At 68.8% G+C, this 20,844-nt stretch carries 18 protein-coding genes and 2 tRNA genes; 13 read left to right on the top strand and 7 right to left on the bottom strand.

Translation table 11 applies throughout. The features are described from left to right. Nucleotides 1–28 precede the first annotated feature (28 nt). On the bottom strand, nucleotides 29–511 hold the full coding sequence (locus ACLBXX_RS08225; protein WP_387137053.1) for a Dps family protein: 483 nt from the start codon (nucleotides 509–511) through the stop codon (nucleotides 29–31). A 144-nt stretch (nucleotides 512–655) separates the two neighbouring features. Here ACLBXX_RS08225 and ACLBXX_RS08220 point away from each other — a divergent pair, with 144 nt between their 5' ends. Both ACLBXX_RS08220 and ACLBXX_RS08215 read left to right on the top strand, forming a co-directional pair. Further along, on the top strand, nucleotides 656–2,803 hold the full coding sequence (locus tag ACLBXX_RS08220; RefSeq protein ID WP_447657626.1) for an acyltransferase family protein: 2,148 nt from the start codon (nucleotides 656–658) through the stop codon (nucleotides 2,801–2,803). Continuing rightward, complete coding sequence (locus tag ACLBXX_RS08215; RefSeq protein ID WP_447657625.1) at nucleotides 2,800–3,339, top strand: gamma carbonic anhydrase family protein; 540 nt, start codon at nucleotides 2,800–2,802, stop codon at nucleotides 3,337–3,339. The genes ACLBXX_RS08220 and ACLBXX_RS08215 overlap by 4 nt, the downstream gene beginning before the upstream one ends. Before the next feature lie 12 nt (nucleotides 3,340–3,351). Here the strand turns inward: ACLBXX_RS08215 and ACLBXX_RS08210 are convergent, their stop codons facing one another. Together ACLBXX_RS08210 and ACLBXX_RS08205 are read right to left on the bottom strand one after the other, a co-directional pair. Further along, nucleotides 3,352–4,257 carry an alpha/beta fold hydrolase gene (locus ACLBXX_RS08210; RefSeq protein ID WP_447657624.1) on the bottom strand — a complete coding sequence of 302 codons (906 nt, stop codon included), beginning with the start codon at nucleotides 4,255–4,257 and terminating at the stop codon, nucleotides 3,352–3,354. Between the two features lie 151 nt (nucleotides 4,258–4,408). Continuing rightward, nucleotides 4,409–4,479 (bottom strand) — tRNA-Gly (locus ACLBXX_RS08205). A 98-nt stretch (nucleotides 4,480–4,577) separates the two neighbouring features. Between ACLBXX_RS08205 and ACLBXX_RS08200 the strand changes: the two genes are divergently transcribed. From ACLBXX_RS08200 to ACLBXX_RS08165, 8 genes are all read left to right on the top strand, one after another. Beyond that, on the top strand, nucleotides 4,578–4,901 hold the full coding sequence (locus ACLBXX_RS08200; protein WP_447657623.1) for a nuclear transport factor 2 family protein: 324 nt from the start codon (nucleotides 4,578–4,580) through the stop codon (nucleotides 4,899–4,901). A gap of 129 nt (nucleotides 4,902–5,030) precedes the next feature. Further along, a tRNA-Pro gene (locus ACLBXX_RS08195) sits at nucleotides 5,031–5,104 on the top strand. An 84-nt stretch (nucleotides 5,105–5,188) separates the two neighbouring features. Further along, nucleotides 5,189–6,700 (top strand): trigger factor, encoded by a 1,512-nt coding sequence (gene tig / locus ACLBXX_RS08190; RefSeq protein ID WP_447657637.1) that lies wholly within the window; start codon nucleotides 5,189–5,191, stop codon nucleotides 6,698–6,700. A 157-nt stretch (nucleotides 6,701–6,857) separates the two neighbouring features. Next, a complete protein-coding gene (locus tag ACLBXX_RS08185) occupies nucleotides 6,858–7,448 on the top strand; it encodes an ATP-dependent Clp protease proteolytic subunit (protein ID WP_341999149.1) in 591 nt (196 codons plus the stop codon). A gap of 29 nt (nucleotides 7,449–7,477) precedes the next feature. Beyond that, on the top strand, nucleotides 7,478–8,149 hold the full coding sequence (locus ACLBXX_RS08180; RefSeq protein WP_310291089.1) for an ATP-dependent Clp protease proteolytic subunit: 672 nt from the start codon (nucleotides 7,478–7,480) through the stop codon (nucleotides 8,147–8,149). Nucleotides 8,150–8,355: 206 nt separating this feature from the next. Continuing rightward, nucleotides 8,356–9,624 (top strand): ATP-dependent Clp protease ATP-binding subunit ClpX, encoded by a 1,269-nt coding sequence (clpX, locus tag ACLBXX_RS08175; protein WP_116193219.1) that lies wholly within the window; start codon nucleotides 8,356–8,358, stop codon nucleotides 9,622–9,624. Between the two features lie 30 nt (nucleotides 9,625–9,654). Beyond that, the gene (locus ACLBXX_RS08170; protein WP_447657622.1) at nucleotides 9,655–10,641 is read left to right on the top strand and encodes a serine hydrolase domain-containing protein; all 987 of its coding nucleotides are present in this window, start codon (nucleotides 9,655–9,657) and stop codon (nucleotides 10,639–10,641) included. Nucleotides 10,642–10,650: 9 nt separating this feature from the next. Further along, nucleotides 10,651–11,769: an epoxide hydrolase family protein gene (locus ACLBXX_RS08165; protein WP_447657621.1), complete on the top strand. Its 1,119-nt coding sequence runs from the start codon at nucleotides 10,651–10,653 to the stop codon at nucleotides 11,767–11,769. A gap of 7 nt (nucleotides 11,770–11,776) precedes the next feature. Here ACLBXX_RS08165 and ACLBXX_RS08160 read toward each other — a convergent pair whose 3' ends face one another. After that, a complete protein-coding gene (locus tag ACLBXX_RS08160) occupies nucleotides 11,777–13,828 on the bottom strand; it encodes a M3 family metallopeptidase (protein ID WP_447657620.1) in 2,052 nt (683 codons plus the stop codon). 120 nt (nucleotides 13,829–13,948) lie between these two features. Between ACLBXX_RS08160 and ACLBXX_RS08155 the strand changes: the two genes are divergently transcribed. From ACLBXX_RS08155 to ACLBXX_RS08145, 3 genes are read left to right on the top strand one after another with little or no spacing between them, the layout of a single operon-like run. Continuing rightward, entirely contained in the window at nucleotides 13,949–14,587 is a 639-nt protein-coding gene (locus ACLBXX_RS08155; RefSeq protein WP_387137079.1) for an ArsR/SmtB family transcription factor, read from the top strand. After that, on the top strand, nucleotides 14,584–14,814 hold the full coding sequence (locus ACLBXX_RS08150; RefSeq protein ID WP_310291077.1) for a hypothetical protein: 231 nt from the start codon (nucleotides 14,584–14,586) through the stop codon (nucleotides 14,812–14,814). The genes ACLBXX_RS08155 and ACLBXX_RS08150 overlap by 4 nt, the downstream gene beginning before the upstream one ends. Further along, entirely contained in the window at nucleotides 14,811–16,163 is a 1,353-nt protein-coding gene (locus tag ACLBXX_RS08145) for an MFS transporter (RefSeq protein ID WP_387137082.1), read from the top strand. The genes ACLBXX_RS08150 and ACLBXX_RS08145 overlap by 4 nt, the downstream gene beginning before the upstream one ends. Before the next feature lie 11 nt (nucleotides 16,164–16,174). Here the strand turns inward: ACLBXX_RS08145 and ACLBXX_RS08140 are convergent, their stop codons facing one another. The 3 genes from ACLBXX_RS08140 to ACLBXX_RS08130 form a co-directional block, all read right to left on the bottom strand. Further along, nucleotides 16,175–16,423 (bottom strand): hypothetical protein, encoded by a 249-nt coding sequence (locus ACLBXX_RS08140; protein ID WP_447657619.1) that lies wholly within the window; start codon nucleotides 16,421–16,423, stop codon nucleotides 16,175–16,177. Nucleotide 16,424: 1 nt separating this feature from the next. Beyond that, a complete protein-coding gene (gene valS, locus ACLBXX_RS08135; RefSeq protein WP_447657618.1) occupies nucleotides 16,425–19,040 on the bottom strand; it encodes a valine--tRNA ligase in 2,616 nt (871 codons plus the stop codon). Nucleotides 19,041–19,186: 146 nt separating this feature from the next. Next, complete coding sequence (locus tag ACLBXX_RS08130) at nucleotides 19,187–20,524, bottom strand: MFS transporter (protein ID WP_447657617.1); 1,338 nt, start codon at nucleotides 20,522–20,524, stop codon at nucleotides 19,187–19,189. Nucleotides 20,525–20,844 lie beyond the last annotated feature (320 nt).

Genomic DNA, 20,844 nt, shown 5'->3' with positions numbered 1-20,844 from the left:
CCCGGGGGCCCTCGTCATCAGATGGCGGTCACTCGGCGAGGTGCGCGAAGAGGAACCAGCGGTCCTTCTCGAGCGACTCCTTGATGCCGATCGCGATGTCCTGGCTCGTGAGGTCGAACTCGTCGAGTCCGTCGATCGCGGCCTGCGTGTCGGCGATGACCGTGTCCATGTCGGAGATCACGTTGCGGATGAGCGCATCCCACTGCGTGAAGCCGGCGGGGACCGCGGACGAGGTCTTCTGGGCGACCGTGCCGACGCGGGCGTCGATCGGGAGCCCGAGGGCCACGATGCGCTCGGCGGCCTGGTCGGCTCCGGCCTGAGCGTGGGCGACCACGGAGTCGAGCAGTTCGTGGATCGCGATGAAGTTCGCGCCGCGCACGTTCCAGTGCGCCTGCTTTCCGTTCACGGCCAGGGCCTGCAGGCCCAGGACGACGGGGGTGAGGAACTGCGCCGTCGCGGCGGCGACGTCGGGGTTCGCTGCGGTTGCGGGGGTGGTCTGGGTGTTCGTCATGTCGCTCGTCTCCATCTTTCGGCCTCTGGTGACTGCAACGCTACTCACGAGGAGTCATTCCGCAAGCAAGAGAAGGCTGGGCTAAACCGGGGAATCCGCGCCGTCGGTGCGGGCCGACGGCGCGACAGCGGCTAACGTCGATTCGTGCCTTCCGCCGATCACGACCTCGGACCGCAGCATCTGAGCGTTCCCGCCAAGACCGTGACCCGTGAGCCCCGCGACCGCTCGCCCGAACACGCCGAGCCCTCCCGCTTCATCCCGCACGTGCAGGGCCTGCGTGCGATCGCCGTGCTGTGCGTCGTGCTGTACCACTTCTGGCCCGGCCGGCTCACGGGCGGCTACATCGGCGTCGACATCTTCTTCGTGATCTCGGGCTTCCTCATCACCGCGCATCTGATGCGCGAGCTGACCGCCACCGGCTCGGTGAAGCTGGGCCAGTTCTGGGCGCGACGCGCACGGCGTCTGCTCCCGGCTTCCCTTCTCGTCCTGCTGTTCTGCGCCGTCGTCGTGATGTCGCCGTATCTCATGCCCACGTCGGCGCTGCCGAACGAAGTACGCGAGATCCTCGCGTCGACGTTCTACGTCGAGAACTGGTACCTGGCGCTCAACTCGGCCGACTATCTCAACCACTCGGGTTCGCCCACCACGGTGCAGCACTACTGGTCGCTGTCGCTCGAAGAGCAGTTCTACGTGATGTGGCCGCTGATCATGCTGCTGGCCGCGTGGATCGGCGTGAAGTTCTTCCGCGGCGCCCGGCGCCGCGCCATCATCACGACGCTCGGCATCGTGACCGCCGTGTCGTTCGTGTTCTGCGTCGTCTTCACGATCACGAACCCCGCGCCCGCGTACTTCGTCACGTTCGGCCGCATGTGGCAGTTCGGCGTGGGCGCCCTGATCGCGCTCGTCCCGATGCTGAGGGTCCGCAACGCGATCGGCAGCTTCGTGCTCGGCTGGGGCGGCATCCTGCTCCTCCTCTACGTCGCCTTCACGTTCGACGGGCAGACGCCGTTCCCCGGCTACATGGCGGCGCTGCCGACCCTGGGCGCTGCCGCCGTCATCGCGGCCTCGAACACCGAGCGCTGGTGGTACCCGACCCGCATCCTCGCGATCCGCCCGGCGCAGTTCGTCGGCGACATCTCGTATTCGCTCTACCTGTGGCACTGGCCGCTGATCGTCATCGCGCCCTCCGTGCCGTTCTGGGGCCTCACCATCTACCATCGCGTCGCGCTGCTGGTGCTGTGCTTCGTGCTCGCCTGGCTCACGAAGCGATTCGTCGAGGATCCTGCCCGCGGCTGGAAGGTGCTCACCTCGCGCCCCGCTCGCGTGACCCTGTGGTCGTCGCTCGGCACCATGATCGTGGTCGGCCTGGTGGCCGCGTCCGCATGGTTCGTCAACGCGCCCCTGTACAGCCAGGGCACCCGCGACATCGCGGAGCTGCAGCAGAATCCGCCCGAGTGCTTCGGCGCGGCATCCGTCCTGGATTCCTCCTGCGCGGGCGCGGACTTCGGCGACACGATCCTCCCCGCTCCCGGTTTCGCGGGGATCGACCGACCTGAGAATCCGGACTGCTTCGTGCAGCTCACCGATTCGCGACCCGTCTCGTGCACCTTCGGCTCGGATGACCCCGACGCCCCGCGCGTCGCGCTCATCGGCGACAGCCACGCGTACCAGCTGCTGTCGACGTTCCAGCGCATGGCGAACGAGAACGGCTGGCAGCTCGTCACGTGGTTCAAGGGCGCGTGCCCCTGGAACGCCACACCGCTGGCTACGCCGGGCGCGTTCGGCGCAGCCTGCACCGAGTGGCGCGACCGCGTGCAGAACGCGATCGACGACGCCGACCTCGACGCCGTGTTCACCGCGGCGATCGCGACCACTCCGTACTCGGCGGCCGGCTACGACTCCTCCTACGACGCGGCCGTCGCCGGCTACCGCGACGCGTGGAGCACCGTCACCGAGCGCGGCATCCCCGTCATCACGGTCGTCGACAACCCCGTGTGGGAGACCGACCCCAACAAGTGCCTGCGCACGCACGACATGTCCGAGTGCGACGGCGCGCGATCGGACGTGCTGGTGGACGACGATCCGCTCCGGGGCGCAGCATCCGGTCTCGACTCCGTCACGCTGCTCGACTTCACCGACGTGTTCTGCGGCTCCGACACGTGCGCGCCCGTCGTCGGCGGGGCGAACATCTACCGCGACCAGGACCACCTGACGGTCACGTTCGCCGACACGCTGGCGCCCTGGTACACCGACGCCATCGAGAAGGCACTGGCGAGGAGGGTCGGACCATGACGGTCGCACCCGGAGCATCAGTCCTCGTCGCAGCGGGCAGGACGCCCTCGCTCGACCCCACGTCGTTCATCGCCGCCGGCGCCCGCGTCGTCGGGGGCGTGACGCTCGGCCCTGGTGCGAGCGTCTGGTACAACGCGGTGCTCCGCGCCGACGGCGACACCATCACGGTGGGGGCGAACAGCAATCTCCAGGACAACGTCTCGGTCCACGTGGACGCCGGCAGGCCCGTCGTGATCGGCGAGAACGTGTCGGTCGGCCACAACGCCGTCGTCCACGGCTGCACGATCGGCGACGGCTCGCTCATCGGCATGGGCGCGGTGGTGCTCAACGGCGCGAAGATCGGATCGGGATGCCTCGTGGCCGGTGGGGCGGTCGTGCTCGAGGGGTCCGAGATCCCGGACGGATCCCTTGTCGCCGGTGTGCCCGCGAAGGTGCGCCGCGAGCTCACCACGGAGGAGCGCGCCGGTCTGCTTCGCAACGCCGAGCACTACCTCGCGCACATCGACGAGCACCGCGACGCGACGCCCCTCGACTGAGGCGGCGACGCGTCAGTCGCGGGGCTGTGCGGGCGGGTGATGCTTGCCGCGGTGCACCTCGTACAGGCGCACGTGACCGGGCCACGCCGGGTCGTTCTCGATCGGCAGGTCGTCCATGAAATGACGGATGACGTGGGCCAGCTGCCCCGGGTGGCTGAAGTTGATCGCGTGGGCGGCGCCCTCGAGCATCACGACCAGCACGTGGCTGTCGGTCTGGCTCGCGATCTCGTCGACGCGGTGAGCGTGGGGGAGGAGCGGGTCGCGCTCGCCCAGCACGACCAGCGTGGGGATGCGCATCTCGAGCAGCCGCTGCAATGAGGGGTACTGCGTGAGCGAGCGGAACATCTTCATCGTGCTCGGCACGCCGAAGCGGACGTAGTCGGGCACGGCGACCCGCGCCATCTTCACCGGCTCGCGCGGAGCATCCTGCGAGAGCTGCTTGATCGCCCGCCGCAGCGGCTGGTTGAACAGTCCGCCCGCGGGGGACACCAGCACCGCACGGTCGATGCGCTCGGGATAGCGGTGCGCGAACTCGATGATGACCGGGCAGCCCATCGAGTTGCCGACGAGCGTCGCCTTCTCGACCCCGCGATCGTCGAAGAAGTCGACCGCGGCACGCGCGAGATCGGGGATGTCGAGCATGTCCTTGCGCTTGCCGCTGCGCCCGAATCCGGGAAGGTCGGGGACGTAGGTGTGGAACTCGTCGGCGAGCCGCTCGGCCGTCGGCAGCAGATAGCGGCCCGACAGCCCGAATCCGTGCACGTGCGCCATGACGCGCTCGTCCTTGGTCGGGTTCGGCGACTCGCGGTAGAAGACGTCGACGCCGTCGATGCGGGTCCACTTCTCGGCGAGTTCCGACGCGGCACGCCGCGGGAGCTTGCGCTCGCCCGGCTCGGGGATCGGCTTACGGCTGCTCATCGCGGCTCCTGGAGGGCATGGAACAGTTCCACGCCCAGTCTGCCGCGAGAGGGCGACCCGGGAACAGTAGGGCACGCGGGAGCAGATCGCGCGATGTGAATGAAATCGCCCCTCCGCGGCGGCTCTCGGCCGGCCTCGAAGGGGCATTCGGAGGGGATGACGGGAATCGAACCCGCACCATCAGTTTGGAAGACTGAGGCTCTACCATTGAGCTACATCCCCGTGCGCCCGCGGACGGGCACCGGTCAATCGTATTACATCGCGAAGGTCTTCCCGTTCCGACCCGCCCTCCAGACGCGCGGCCGAGCGAAGGGCCGGTCATGGAACGCACGGGCAAGCAGGTCGTCGAGGCGCTCGTCGCCACACTCAACGCGGGCGACGTCGCGGGCATGGACGATGTGTTCCACGACGATGCCGTCATCGAGTGGCCGCAGTCGGGGGAGCGCATCGTGGGCGCGGGCAACCGGCGTGCCATCTACGGCGCGTTTCCGCAGCTTCCTGCGATCTCGCCGCGCCGCTTCACCGGCGCCGGGGACCTGTGGGTGCTGGAGGCTGATCTGGACTACGGCGACGGCGATCCGTACCAGACGGTGTTCGTCTTCGAGCTGCACGACGGACTCATCTCGAAAGAGACCGCGTATTGAACGAAGCCGTTCCCGGCGCCCGACTGGCGCGCGGGTTGGGTCGAGCAGATGTAGGCGCGCAGGAACGTCGTGGGCGCGTCGGCTAGACTTCTCGGGGCCGAAAGGCGCACGCACGCGTGCGAACCCGCCCGGGGCGTAGCTCAGCTTGGTAGAGCGCCCGCTTTGGGAGCGGGAGGCCGCAGGTTCAAATCCTGTCGCCCCGACATCACGGCCCTCGGAATTTTCGAACCCAGACCTTCAACCGCACGCTGCCGCGTGCGGCCGGAAAGAGGAGAAGTACAGGCATGGTGAACAGCACCGTCGAGAAGCTCAGCCCGACCCGGGTCAAGCTGCACATCACGGTCAGCCCCGACGAGCTCAAGCCGTCGATCAAGCACGCTTACGAGCACATCGCGCAGGACGTGCAGATCCCCGGCTTCCGCAAGGGCAAGGTGCCCGCGCCCATCATCGACCAGCGCATCGGTCGTGTCGCGGTTCTCGAGCACGCCGTCAGCGAGGGTCTCGACACCTTCTACCGCGAGGCCGCCGCAGCCCACGAGCTGCGCGTGCTCGGCCGTCCGTCGGCCGACGTCACCACCTGGCCGAACGAGAAGGACTTCTCGGGCGACCTCGAGGTCACCGTCGAGGTCGACGTGCGTCCCGAGTTCGACCTGCCGTCCTTCGAGGGCACGACCGTCGAGGTCGAGGCCGTCGAGGTCGACGAGGCCGCGATCGACGAGGAGCTCGACCGCCTGCGCGGCCGCTTCGGCACGCTCGTGACCGTCGACCGTCCCGCCGCCACCGGCGACTTCGTCGAGCTGGACCTCGTCGCCACGATCGACGGCAACGAGATCGACCGCGCCGAGGGCGTCTCCTACGAGGTCGGCTCGGGCGAGCTCCTCGAGGGCATCGACGAGGCCATCGACTCGCTCACCGCCGGTGAGGACACCACCTTCCGCTCGAAGCTCGTCGGCGGCGACCACGCCGGCGACGAGGCCGAGGTCTCGGTGACCGTCAAGGCCGTCAAGGAGCGCGAGCTGCCCGAGGCCGACGACGACTTCGCCCAGATCGCGAGCGAGTTCGACACGATCGCCGAGCTGCGCGACAGCCTCAAGGAGCGCGTCGGCCAGCAGGGCGCCTTCACGCAGGGCTCCGCCGCGCGCGACAAGCTGATCGAGACGCTGCTCGAGCAGGTCGAGATCCCCGTTCCACCGCAGCTCATCGAGGACGAGGTGCACAACCACCTCGAGGGCGAGGGCCGTCTCGAGGACGACGTCCACCGCGCCGAGGTCGCCGAGGCGAGCGAGAAGCAGTTCAAGACGCAGATGCTGCTCGACAAGATCGCCGAGACGGTCAACGTGCAGGTCTCGCAGGACGAGCTCACGCAGTACCTCGTGCAGTCGGCCGCCCAGTACGGCATGGCACCGCAGGACTTCGTGAACGCTCTGCAGGAGGGCAACCAGCTCCCCGCCATGATCGGCGAGGTCGCCCGCAACAAGGCTCTCGCCGTCGCGCTCGGCAAGGTCAACGTCGTCGACACGAACGGCCAGCCCGTCGACCTCAGCGGCTTCGTCGCCACCGAGGACGAGGAAGAGGTCGTCGAGGAAGCGGAGGAGATCGCGGATGCCGCGGCCGACGCCGACGCCGTGATCGAGGCCGAAGAGGCCGAGGTCGCCGAGAAGCCCGCCAAGAAGGCTCCCGCGCGCAAGCCCGCCGCCAAGAAGACGGCCGCGGAGGACGCCGAGACCGCTGAGAAGGCTCCCGCGAAGAAGCCGGCCGCCAAGAAGGCTCCGGCCAAGAAGGCCGCCGACGCCGAGTGATACGCGTTCCGATCGGCTGACCGATTGACGGAAGAGGACGGATGCCGCGGCATCCGTCCTCTTCTGTCTCGTGCGCGCTCTGCCCAGGGCGAACACGGGCGGGTCGTTCGCGAGGCGCCGGTAGATTCGATGGCGACCCAAGGAAACAGGAGTACACATGGCCGAACCACTTGTCGCGACCAGCGTCTTCGACCGGCTGTTGAAGGACCGCATCATCTGGCTGGGGTCGGAGGTGCGTGACGACAACGCCAACGAGATCTGCGCGAAGATCCTGCTTCTCGCCGCCGAGGACTCCGAGAAGGACATCTACCTCTACATCAACTCGCCCGGTGGCTCGATCACGGCCGGCATGGCGATCTACGACACGATGCAGTTCGTGCCCAACGACATCGTCACGGTCGGCATCGGCATGGCCGCCTCGATGGGCCAGCTCCTGCTCACGGCGGGAACGAAGGGCAAGCGCTACATCACGCCGAACGCCCGCGTCCTGCTGCACCAGCCGCACGGCGGCTTCGGCGGCACCGCGAGCGACATCCAGACGCAGGCGCAGCTCATCCTCGACATGAAGAAGCGCCTCGCCGAGATCACCGCCAAGCAGACGGGCAAGTCGGTCGAGCAGATCAACGCCGACGGTGACCGCGACCGCTGGTTCGGCGCCGAGGAAGCACTGGAGTACGGCTTCGTCGACCACATCCGCGAATCCGCGACCGACGTCATCGGCGGCGGCGGCACCGCCTCCGACAGCTGAGACCGAAGGCGAAAGAGAGAGAACCCGGAATGCAGACCCCCACCTTCGGAGCGGCGGCGCCCCAGGCGCTCCAGATGCCCGGCAGCCGCTACATCCTGCCGCAGTTCGAGGAGCGCACCGCCTACGGCTACAAGCGCCAGGACCCGTACAACAAGCTGTTCGAGGACCGCGTCATCTTCCTGGGCGTCCAGGTCGACGATGCCTCGGCCGACGACGTCATGGCCCAGCTGCTCGTGCTCGAGTCGCAGGACCCCGACCGCGACATCATCATGTACATCAACTCGCCCGGTGGCTCGTTCACGGCGATGACCGCGATCTACGACACCATGCAGTACGTGTCGCCGCAGATCCAGACGGTCGTGCTGGGCCAGGCGGCGTCCGCTGCGGCCGTGCTCCTCGCGGCCGGCGCACCCGGCAAGCGCCTGGCGCTGCCGAATGCCCGCATCCTGATCCACCAGCCCGCCGTCGGCGAGGCCGGCCACGGTCAGGCGTCGGACATCGAGATCCAGGCGGCCGAGATCCTGCGCATGCGCACCTGGCTCGAGGAGACGCTCGCGAAGCACTCGAACAAGACGCAGGCAGAGGTCAACAAGGACATCGATCGCGACAAGATCCTCTCGGCGGAGGAGGCCGTGACCTATGGCCTCGTCGACCAGGTGCTGACCACGCGCAAGCGCGGCCAGCAGGCCCTGACGAAGTAGTCTCTCCGCCGCTATCAGCGCAGAGCTCAGCGCCCCGCCGCCCGGATGACCGGGCGGCGGGGCGCTTGCGTGTGCCGAGATGGTTCTCTCTCCGCGAACCCCGGGTCGTCCACAACGTGCGTCGCAATGCCGCCGCATGTCGGCCTCAGCTATTAGGCTCGGAGAACAGCTGGGGGGCTCGGCCCCCGACGTACGAGGAGGAGCGCATGGCACGCATCGGTGAGAGCGCCGACCTGTTCAAGTGCTCCTTCTGCGGTAAGAGCCAGAAGCAGGTCCAGCAGTTGATCGCCGGACCCGGCGTCTACATCTGCGACGAGTGCGTCGAGTTGTGCAACGAGATCATCGAAGAGCGCATGGCCGAGTCGTCGTCCGGCGTCGTCGCCGACTTCGACCTGCCGAAGCCCCGCGAGATCTTCGCGTTCCTCGAGGAGTACGTCGTCGGGCAGACCGACGCCAAGCGCGCACTCTCGGTCGCCGTCTACAACCACTACAAGCGTGTGCGCGCGCACGGCACGATCCAGTCGGCCGAGCAGCGCGCCGACGAGATCGAGATCGCCAAGAGCAACATCCTGCTCCTCGGCCCCACGGGCTGCGGCAAGACCTATCTCGCGCAGACGCTCGCGAAGCGCCTCAATGTGCCGTTCGCGGTCGCCGACGCCACTGCGCTGACCGAGGCGGGCTACGTCGGCGAAGACGTCGAGAACATCCTCCTCAAGCTGCTGCAGGCCGCCGACTTCGACACGAAGCGCGCCGAGACCGGCATCATCTACATCGACGAGGTCGACAAGATCGCCCGCAAGGCCGAGAACCCGTCGATCACCCGTGACGTCTCGGGTGAGGGCGTGCAGCAGGCGCTGCTCAAGATCCTCGAGGGCACCGTGGCCTCGGTCCCGCCACAGGGCGGTCGCAAGCATCCGCACCAGGAGTTCATCCAGATCGACACGACGAATGTCCTGTTCATCGTGGCCGGCGCGTTCGCCGGACTGGAAGACATCATCTCCTCTCGTGTCGGGAAGCACGGCGTCGGCTTCGGCGCCTCGCTGCACCGCAAGGACGAAGACCTCAACCTCTTCGGCGATGTGCAGCCGGAGGACCTGCACAAGTTCGGCCTGATCCCCGAGTTCATCGGTCGGCTCCCCGTCGTCGCCTCGGTCTCGCCTCTCGACCGCGAGGCGCTCATGGAGATCCTCACCGAGCCGAAGAACGCGCTCGTGAAGCAGTACCACCGCATGTTCGAACTCGACGGTGTCACCCTCGAGTTCGATCGCGAGGCGCTCGAGGCGATCGCCGACCTCGCGGTGGCGCGCAAGACCGGCGCGCGCGGCCTTCGCGCGATCCTCGAGGACGTCCTCGGCCCGATCATGTTCGAGATCCCGTCGACCGACGACGTCGACAAGGTCATCGTGACCCGCGCCGCCGTCGACGAGGGCGCTCCGCCGACCCTCGTGCTTCGGGAGAAGCGCAAGAGCGCCTGACCGGATCCCACGACCGCGGGAGTCCCACGCATGGGCGATGTCGCACCGGACCTCGAGGGCTTCTGCGGCGTCATCAGCGCGCGCCGTGGTGACGATGTGCTGGGCGAGTGGGCTGTCGGGCTTGCCGACCGTACCGCCGGTGCGCCGAACACCCCTGCGACGCGGTTCGGGCTCGCGAGCGGAACGAAGACCTTCACCGCGCTCACCACGCTCTCGCTCATCGGCGACGGCCTGCTGCGGCAAGACACTCCCGCGCGCGAGATCCTTCAGGACGACCTGCCGCTCATCGCCGACGACGTCACCGTCGACCATCTCCTGAGCCACACGTCCGGCATCGGGGATTATCTCGACGAGGAGGTGGATGCCCTGGCGCCTCTCAGCGTGCCGGTGCAGAGCCTCGACTCCACGCCCGCCTATCTGCCGATGCTCGAGGGCTTCCCGACGAAGTTCCGCGCGGGCGAGCGGTTCTCCTACTGCAACGGCGGCTACGTCGTGCTCGCGATCATCGCCGAGCGCGCCTCGGGCGTCCCGTTCGCCGACCTCGTGCGGGCTCGTGTGTTCGAGCCCGCCGGCATGACCTCGACGGGCTTCCCCCGCTCCGATCTGCTCCCACCGGGCACGGCGACCGGCTACAAGGACGACGGCCGCACCAACGTGTTCGAACTGCCGGTCGTCGGATCCGGTGACGGGGGAGCGCACTCCACTGCGGGCGATCTTCACCTGTTCTGGCTGGCGCTCCTGGCGGGGCGCATCGTCGACCGCTCGCTCGTGGCGCTGCTCACCGAACGGGTCACCGCGGACGCGGGCGACGGGCTCGGCTACGGCCGCGGGGTGTGGCTCGATGGCGAGGATCTCGCCATCGTCGGCGGCGACCATGGCGTGGTGGCGGTGAGCCGGCACCACGCTCCGACGGCGACAACGGTCACCGGCCTGGCGAACGCCGAGGTGCCGACCTTCGTCCGCGTCCGCGAGCTGATGAGCGCGATCCGGGCCGGCGGTGTCGGAGGGGCCGAGTAGCTTCGGGTCATGCCCACCGTCCGCCCCTTCTCGATCCACGTGCCCGATGCCGCACTCGCCGATCTGCAGGAGCGCCTCGACCGGTTCCGGCCTCTTCCGGAATCGCCGCGGCGACCGCCGTCGGGCATGGACGCCGACTATCTGACCGCCCTCGTCGAGGCGTGGCGCGACTGGGACTGGCGCGCGAGAGAGACGTGGCTGAACGGGCACGCGCAGTTCCTCGCCGACATCGGCGACACGACGATCCATTTCGCGCATCTGCGCGCCGCCCGCGACGACGCGCCCGCGCTCCTGGTGATGCACGGCTGGCCGCACACGTTCGCGCTGCAGCTCGACTTCGCGGATCTGCTGCCCGACTTCCACGTCGTGGTGCCGAGCTTCCCCGGCTTCGCGTACTCGTCCGCCTACGCCGAAGGTCCGATGACCGAGACCCGGCTCGCCGCGACGATGCATGCCCTCATGACCGATGTGCTCGGCTACGAGGCCTACCTGACCTATGGCGAGGACGTGTCGGCGAACGTCAACGACCTGATCGCGGGATCGTACCCGGATTCGGTGTCGGGTGTCGTCGTCACCCACTCGCACTTCCCCTCGATGGCCGAGCGCCCACTCCTCACCGCCCCCGATGAGGTCGCCTTCTTCACACGCCTCGAGCACTGGGGCGGCGCCAACGGCGCCTACGGGCACGTGCAGGCGACCAGGCCCGACACGCTTGCCGCCGCCCTCAACGACTCGCCGGCGGGGCTGCTCGCCTGGCTGACCGAGAAGCTCGTGGAGTGGAGCGACACTCCACAGGGCGACCCGCGCGCGGTCGAGCGACGGATCTCCCGCGACCGCATTCTCACTGAGGCGATGATCTACTGGACGACCCAGAGCATCGGCACCTCGTTCCGGCCGTATTACGAGGGCGCCGACCAGCCTGACGAGATGCCGCCGGTCGTGGTTCCGGCATCCGTCCACATCCAGCGCCACGAGGGCGACTACCCCGAATCGCTGGCGCGACGCTTCTACCGCGACCTGCGCATCTTCGAGCGGCTCGACGAGGGCGGGCACTTCGCGATCGCCGAAGTGCCCGCCGTGATGGCCGAGCGGGTGCGCGCCCTCGCCCGCGAGCTCGGCCTGCTGTGAACGTCGGCTAGCCTGTCAGTCCGCGGCGCTCGAGCAGCGGCTGGATCTCGGCGTCGCGGCCACGGAAGTCGCGGTAGGCCTCGAGCGGGTCCTTCGACCCGCCCACGCCCAGCAGCCGGCCGCGGAAGCGATCGCCGTTCTCACGACGGAGGCCGCCGTTCTCGCGGAACCACTCCACCGTGTCGGCGTCGAGCACCTCGCTCCAGATGTACGAGTAGTAGCCGGCGCTGTAACCGCCCGAGAAGACGTGGGCGAAGTAGGTCGACGAGTAGCGGGTCGGCACGACCGCGTTGTCGAGCCCGATGTCCGCGAGTGCGGCCGCCTCGAAGGCCGCGACGTCGATGTCGGCGGCAGCGCCCTCGACCGACAGCGAGTGCCACGCCTGGTCGAGCCATGCCGCCGCGAGGTACTCGCTCGTCGCGAAGCCCTGGTTGAACGCCTCCGACGCGTGCAGCTTCTCGACGATCTCGGCTGGCAGCGGCTCGTCGGTGTCGATGTGACGGGCGTACGAAGCGAGGATCTCGGGCCAGTAGATCCACATCTCGTTGACCTGGCTGGGGAACTCGACGAAGTCGCGGTAGACGTTGGTGCCGGCGAAGTGCGGGTACGTCACGGTCGCGAACAGCCCGTGCAGCGCGTGTCCGAACTCGTGGAACAGCGTGGTCACCTCGTCGAGGCTGAGCAGAGTCGGCCGCCCTTCGGCCGGCTTCGGCACATTGAGGTTGTTGACCACGATCGGCTGTGTGCCGCGCAGCCGCGACTGCAGCACGATCGAGTTCATCCAGGCGCCGCCGCGCTTGGTGTCGCGCGTGTACAGGTCGAGGATGTACAGCCCGAGCGTCGATCCGTCGGCGTTGTGGATCTCGAACACGCGGGTGTCGGGGTGGTAGCCCCCGAGGTCCGTGCGCTCGGCAAACGTGATGCCGTACAGATCGGTGGCCGCCCGGAACACGCCGTCCTGTAGCACCCGCTCCGCCTCGAACCAGGGGCGCAGCGCGGCGCGGTCGAGGTCGTACTCGGCCGCGCGCACCTTCTCGGTGTAGAAGGCCCAGTCGTGCGCCTCCAGCGCGAACGGCTCCGGCTCGGCGTCGATGATGGCCTGCAGCTTGGCCTGCTCGCGCCGGGCATTGCGGGCGGCGGGCGCGGCGAGCTGGCGCAGCAGGTCGTGGACCGCTGCGGGGGAGCCGGCGGTCTCGTCCGACGTGATGTACGACGCGTGCGAGTCGTAGCCGAGCAGCGCCGCCCGCTCGGCGCGGAGCCTGACGATCTCGAGCAGGGTGGCGCGGTTGTCGTGCTCGTTGCCGCGCGAGCCCCGGGAGCGGGATGCCGCGAGCAGGCGCGCACGGGATCCACGGTCGGTCAGGCTCGACAGGTAGGGATGCCCCGTGAAGAGGGTCAGGGTCACGACCCACTTGCCCTCGAGCCCGCGATCCGCTGCGGCCTGAGCCGCCGCCGACAGCTCGCCCTCGGAGAGCCCGTCGAGCTCGGACGCGTCGTCGAACACGATCGCGAGGTCATTGGTGTCCGCGAGGAGGTTCTTCTCGAACTGCGTGGTGAGGGTCGACAGCCGCTGGTTCAGCTCCGTGAGGCGCTGCTTCGCCGCGTCGTCCAGTCCCGCACCGGCGTGGACCATCTCGGTGTGGTGGCGCTCCACGAGGTACCGCTGCTCGGGCGTCAGATCGAGCTGGTCGAGCTGTTCGTGGATCGTCCTGATGCGCCAGAACAGGTCCGAGTCGAGCTGGATCGAGTCCTGGTGCGCCGACATGAGGGGCGCGAGCTGTTCCTCGATCTCCTGGATCTCGGGCGTCGCGTCGGCCGACGACACGGTGTAGAACGTGCGGGCGACGTCACCCAGGAGACGACCGCTCTCTTCCAGCGGCACCAGCGTGTTCTCGAACGTCGGCATAGAGCGCACGCGCGTGATCGCCGCCACTTCGCGAGTGTGATCGGCGAACGCCTGCTCGAACGCCGGCAGGTAGTGCTCGGGGCGGATGGCCGCGTACTCGGGCAGACCGTACGGCAGCGTGCTGGGGGACAGGAGCGGGTTCTCGTTCGGCATGGCGTCCAGCCTAGTCACGCCGCCCGCCCATGCCGAGAGTCTTTTGCAAAGAACAGCTTGCAAACTATTGATTGCAAAGAAGTACTTGCAAAGACGTCTTTGCATCGCTACTCTGGGGACATGGCAGAGAACGAGACACCCGAGACCACGGATGCCGCCGCCCGCACCGAGGAGCGCCACAACCAGGATCGCGTCCTCGACTCCGGGGCGCTCCGGGCTCTGGCGCACCCGTTGCGCGTGAAGATCTACGACATCCTCAGCCAGTACGGCCCGCAGACGGCGAGCTCGCTCGCGGAGCGGCTGGGGGAGTCCAGCGGGTCGACGAGCTACCACCTCCGCGCTCTCGCCAAGCAGGACCTGATCCGGGAGGCCGAAGATCGCGGCACCGGCCGCGAGCGGTGGTGGGAGCGTCCCGTCGGAGGCGTGTCATTCGCCAACCCGGATGCGATGGCGACGCCCGCCGGCCGTGCGGCGACGCAGGTCGTGATGAACGAGTTCCTGCGCAACCGCAACGACCAGCTGCTCGACTTCGTCAACCGCGGCATCGGCGGCGAGGACGAGATGTGGCAGGAAGGCACGCTGATCTCCACCGCCACCGCGCGCCTCACCGCCGAGCAGAGCAAAGACCTGGCGCTCAAGATCATGGCGCTCATCGACGAGACCGTCGACAACTACCGCAATCAGACCGGCGAGAACGTCCGCCCCGTCACCATCCGGGCAGACCTCTTCCCGCTCCCGCAAATAGGAGGACAGTCATGACCGCCATCACGGCAGACGAACTCGCGGCACGTGGGTTCCGGGCATCCGCCACCCGATTCGACCGCGCGCTGCTGCGCGCAGCATCCGCTCTCGACGCGTACGTCGTCGCACGCGTCGAGAAGCGAGACGACGCCGAAGAGCGTCGCGCATTGACCGCCCAGGCCGCCGTGGTCGGGGCTCGGCGCGAAGCCGAGGCACGCGCCGCGATGGGGCTGCTGCCGCGATGAGCGACAGCGTCGACACGGCCGAGCGGACCGGATCGTCGGCCGGGCGGGCACGCAGGGTCCCGCTCGGCCGCGATTTCGGAAAGCTGTGGACCGCGGCCGCGTTCAGCAACCTCGCGGATGGGCTCGGACGCGTGGCGGTTCCACTCATCGCCACCACCCTGACCCGCGACCCGCTCGCGATCTCGGCGATCACCGCGCTCGCGTTCCTCCCGTGGCTCGTCTTCGGCCTGCCGGCCGGCATGCTCGTCGACCGGTTCGATCGCCGCTGGATCATGGCGATCGCCAACGGCATCCGTGGACTCGCTGCGGTCGGGCTCGCCCTGCTCACCGTCTCGGGGGCTCTCGACATCTGGTGGCTGTTCGCCGGCGTGCTGGTCTTCGGTCTCGGCGAGACGCTGTTCGACAACGCGACGAACGCGATCATGCCGGCTGTGGTCAAGCGCCCGGCGCTGGATCGGGCGAACGGCTGGATGCAGGCCGCGCAGATCACGATCGACAGCTTCATCTCGTCGCCGATCGGCGGCGTCCTGTTCGCGATCTCGCTCGCGCTGCCGCTCTGGGTGGGCGCCGCGGGCTACCTCATCCCGATCGTGCTCGCCGTGATGCTCCCGCTGTCGGCCGCTCGTCCGCTGCACGAAGCGCGCGCCACGGCGGTGCGGGCCGAGGCGGCGGTCGCAGCCGGCGACCCGCTGGCGGCCTCCGAAGAGGCGACGGAGACGGATGCTGCCGCCACCGCCCGTCCGAACGTCTCGGCTCGCGACGCCTTCGTGTACCTCTGGAATCACCGGTTCCTGCGCTCGATGGTGATCTTCACCTCGATCGTCGGTTCGGCCTTCGCGTTCGCCCAGGCACCGGTGTACCTGTACTTCCTCGACGTGCAGCACGTGCCGGCGGCCGCGATCGGCGTCGTCACCGCCGGAATCGGGCTCGGGGGACTCGCGGGGTCGCTGGTGGCCTCGTCGCTCGTCGCGAAGTTCGGTCGCGGCCCGGTGATGCTCGGCGCCAACGTCGTCGCGGCCATCAGCCTCGCGGCGGTGTGGGCGGCGCCCGAGGCGATCACGGGAACCATCGCGTACGGCCTCATGGCCGCGGCCGTCTCCGTGTGGAACGTGCCGTGGGGCGCGCTGCGCCAGACGATCGTGCCGGGTCACATCTTCGGTCGTGTGCTGGGGATCACCCGCACGTTCACGTGGGGCATCTTCCCGTTCGCGACGCTCCTCGGCGGGTGGGTGGCCCGCATCGATCTGCGGCTGCCGTTCCTCATCGCCGCGGGAGTGACACTCGTCGCGACCCTCTTCGCCATCCGGCTGCTCCTCTCGGCGTCGCACCACGACGCGCCGGAGGAATGAGCCGCTGAGGCTTACGCGAAGCCGTCGTCCGGATCGTGCCGGACGACGGCTTCGCCGTCGGCGTCCAGCGACACGATCACACCCGTGTCGAGCTCCGCGATCGGCTTGCCCTCCAGCCACGTGAGCGTCCAGCGCGGACGCGGCTGACCGAGCTGGTCGGCGGGGATCGTCTCATCCACGGAACGGATGCCGCGCCCCAGCGCGGCCGGGACGGCCTTCGGCGGTTCGTCACCCGAGGTCCAGCGTGTTCCGAGCTGCATGTCACACCTCCTGGGGAGCGAGTTCGATCTCCGTGACGGAGACGGCCTCGGCGTCGACGTACTCGATCTCGGTGATCCGGCCGACCGCCTTGAGGTCGCCTTCCGCGAGCCGCAGCGCATCGAGCGCGGCGGCCGGGCCGGCGAGGACGGCGCGGGCGACCGCGGTCTTCTGCGAGGCCTTCGCCTCGGTCTTCGCGCGGCGGATGCCGATGAGCGCCGCGCTCACGGCGGTCAGTACCGTGGGGTCGCCCCACTCCTCGTCCGGTGCGACGGGCCAGTCTGCGGTATGCACCGAGCCGTCGTTGAACCACGACCAGGCCTCTTCGGTCGCGAACGCCAGCACCGGGGCCAGCAGGCGCAGCAGCGCCGACATCGCCAGGCGCAGCGCGAGCGCGGCGGAGGCCTGACCGGCGTCCGTCTGGTTGTACGCGCGCTCCTTGACGAGCTCGAGGTAGTCGTCGCAGAACGTCCAGAAGAACGACTCGGTCACCTCGAGCGCACGGGCGTGGTCGTAGTTCTCGAGCGCCTTCGTCGCGTCGCGCACGACGCCGTGGAGCGTCGCGAGCATCGAGGCGTCGAGGGCGTGGGTCACCTCGGCACCCTCGGGAACCGGGAACGACAGCACGAACTTCGCGGCGTTGAGAACCTTGATCGCGAGGCGGCGGCCGATCTTGATCTGCGTCGGGTTCTGCGGGTCGAACGCCGCGTCGGTGCCGAGGCGGCTCGAGGCCGCCCAGTACCGCACCGCGTCCGAGCCGTGCTGCGCCAGGATGTCAGCGGGCGTGACGACGTTGCCCTTCGACTTCGACATCTTCTTGCGGTCGGGGTCGACGATGAAGCCCGAGATCGCGGCATCCATCCACGGTGCACGGTCGTCCTCGAGGGCGCTGCGCAGCATCGTCGAGAACAGCCAGGTGCGGATGATGTCCTGACCCTGCGGGCGCATGTCGAACGGGGCCACGAGGTTCCAGAGCTCCGGATCGCGATCCCAGCCGCCTGCGAGCTGCGGCGTGAGCGACGAGGTCGCCCACGTGTCGAAGATGTCGTTCTCGCCGTCGAAGCCACCCGCGACGCCGCGCTGGTCGGCGCTGTAGCCCGGGGGCACGTCGGTCGACGGATCGACCGGAAGCGATGCCAGGTCGGGGGTGAGCACGCGGTCGTAGTCGCGCTCGCCGTTCTCGTCGAGCCCGTACCACAGCGGGATCGGCACGCCGAAGAAGCGCTGGCGCGACACGAGCCAGTCGCCGGTGAGACCGTTGGTCCAGTTCTCGTAGCGGACCCGCATGAAATCGGGATGCCACGACATCTGCTGTCCGAGTGCGATGAGCTTGTCGCGCAGCTCGGCGTCGCGTGCGCCGTTGCGGATGTACCACTGGCGCGTCGAGACGATCTCCAGCGGACGGTCGCCCTTCTCGAAGAACTTCACCGCGTGGCTGAACGGCTTGCCGACGGCGGTGATGTCGCCGGTCTCCTGGAGCTTCTCGACGAGGGCCTTGCGGGCGGAGAAGACGGTCTTGCCCGCCATCTCGGCCTCGTACCACGCGCCCGCCTCGGCGTTCGCGACGATCGAGGGCGCCTGGGGCAGGAAGCGTCCGTCGAGGCCGATCGTGGTCATGTTCGGCAGGTGGCGGCCGTCGGTGGTCCGCAGCTCGCGCCACCACACGATGTCGGTCACGTCGCCGAACGTGCAGACCATCGCCGCGCCCGTGCCCTTGTCGGGCTGGGCGAGGTGGTGGCCGTGGATCTCGATGTCGGCGCCGAAGAACGGGCTCCGCACCTTCGTGCCGATGAGGTGCTTGTGGGGGCCCTCGGGGTGCGTGACGATCGCGACGCACGCCGGCAGCAGCTCCGGACGAGTGGTCTCGATCGTGATCGCGCCCGAGCCGTCCGCGAACGGGAAGTCGATGGTGTGGAACGACGCCTGCTGTTCGCGGTCCTCGAGCTCTGCCTGGGCTACGGCGGTGCGGAAGTCGATGTCCCACATCGTCGGCGCGAGGTCCTGGTAGGCCTCGCCGCGCTCGAGGTTGCGCAGGAACGCGCGCTGGCTCGTGCGGATCGTGTCGTCGGAGATGGTGCGGTAGGTCTGCGTCCAGTCGACACTGAGGCCCAACTGGCGGAAGAGCGCCTCGAACTGCTTCTCGTCCTCGACCGTGAGCTTCTCGCACAGCTCGATGAAGTTGCGGCGGCTGACGGGCACCTGGTCGGCGGCGCGGCTCGACTTGTTGTCGCCGCCCTCGAACGGCGGCGTGAAGTCGGCGTCGTAGGGCAGCGACGGGTCGCAGCGCACGCCGTAGTAGTTCTGCACGCGGCGCTCGGTGGGCAGACCGTTGTCGTCCCAGCCCATCGGGTAGAACACGGTCTTCCCGCGCATGCGCTCGTAGCGCACCTTGAGGTCGGTGTGCGTGAACGAGAACACGTGCCCGATGTGCAGGCTCCCGGACGCCGTCGGCGGGGGAGTGTCGACCGAGTACACCCCGGCGCGACCGACCTGTGCGGCACGAGCACGGTCGAACAGGTACGTGCCCTGCCCGGACCAGGCGGCATCCCACTTCTCCTCGAGGCGCTCCAGCGCGGGCTTGTCCGGGATCTGACCCTGTGCGGGGCGGGCGTCGGTCATGGCGTCTCCTCGAGGCGATATGTGCGGCACTGTGTGAGCGTGCCTGAGTGTGGGATGTCGCTCGATTCTACCCGGGTGTCCATGCACCGGGAGAAGCGAGCGGATGCCGGGGGTTCCGGCATCCGCTCGCTTTCCGGCGTCTTCGCTCAGGCGTTGGCCGTCGCGGTCGCCGGGTCGCTCGCGAGCTCGGGCTCGACGGTGCGCCGGGAGGCCAGCCACGCCGAGACCAGCGTGATGACCGACATGATCGCGAGGATCACGCCCGGGTGCCACCACGCGAAGCCCGTGGCCACGCCGAGCTCGAACGTGAGGTAGGGCACGAAGCCGCTGATCGTCGCCGCCAGGGCGTACGCGAAGGACAGCGCCGAGTAGCGGAAGCGGTCAGGGAAGAGGTCGTTCATGAGACCTCCGAGCGCGGCCCAGGCCATCGTCGGGAGGATGCCGCCGACGAGCATCGTCGCGATGAGGATCGGGAAGGTCGCGAACTGGAGCAGGAAGTACATCGGGAACGTGATGAGGAGCGTGCCCAGCGCGCCCCACACGACGACGTTCGCCGAGCCGACCCGGCTGGCCCACGCGCCGAACAGCGGGATGGTGACGAGCTGCAGCAGACCGCCGATCGTGGTCGCGATGAGCAGGTCCTGGAAGCTGAAGCCCAGCTGCTCCACGCCGTAGTTGACGGTGTACGTGTTCATCAGCGAGTAGGACCCGATGCCGAGGAGGGCCGCACCGATGGCGATGGCCATGCCGCCGGGGCGCTTCGCGAACATCGTGAGGAAGGGGACGCGGTCGCGGCGCCCCTCGGAGACGACGCGCTCGAACACCGGCGTCTCGGTGATCGACCATCGCAGGTACAGCGACACCAGCAGCAGCGGGATCGCGAGGAGGAACGGGATGCGCCAGCCCCACTCCGCGATCTGATCCGCCGGGAGGACGGTCGTCAGCACGATGAACACGGTCGCGGACAGGATCGAGCCGACGGGGGATCCGAGCTGGGGGACCGCGGCGTAGAAGGCGCGCTTGACGGGGCCGGAGTTCTCGGTGGCGATGAGGATCGAGCCGCCCCACTCGCCGCCGAGCGACAGGCCCTGCACGATGCGGAGGAGGATCAGCAGGATCGCGCCCAGCCAGCCCGCCTGCGCATACGTGGGGAGGAGGCCGATGAGGCCGGTCGCGACGCCCATGATGGCGACGGTCCACAGCAGGGTCGCCCGGCGGCCGAGGCGGTCGCCCATGTACCCGAAGATCACGGCGCCGATCGGGCGCACGACGAACGCCAGGGCGATCGTGAGGAACGCCGCGCTGGTCGCGCCGAACTCGCCCAGCGGGTCGAAGAAGAGCGGGCCGACGAAGAACGCCGAGAAGTAGGCGAACAGGTAGAAGTCGAAGGACTCGAGGGAGGTGCCCACCATCGAGGCCCACGCGACGCGACGCGTCGGGGCGGTCTCGAGGGCGAGCGCGGTTTCGGGTGCTGCTGCGGTCACGGGCGTCAATCTTGGCACGAGTCCAGAAACCCCGGCGACGGTCGCCGCATTCCCTCTTGCACAGCCACGGTAGACTCGTCGGACCAGCGCGGATCCGGCCATCACCGGGGAGCTCTCGGAAGAACAGGACCCCACGCACGTGGCGCCCCCAGTAGAACCGAGCGGGTCAGGCCCGTCACAGCCGCAGTGAGAGAGGGCGTCTCGGTCCCTGAGCCTGTCGAAGGGCCGAGCGTCAATGCAGGGTGGTACCGCGGTACGTCTGGTCAGGGATCCAGGCAGTGTCGTCCCCGCAGGAAGCACACGAGCGAGCACCTGCGAGA

It is taken from the genome of Microbacterium sp. C23T (assembly GCF_053345975.1).
The sequence above is the reverse complement of the archived record's forward strand: the minus strand, read 5'-3'. Positions and strand labels throughout refer to the sequence as shown.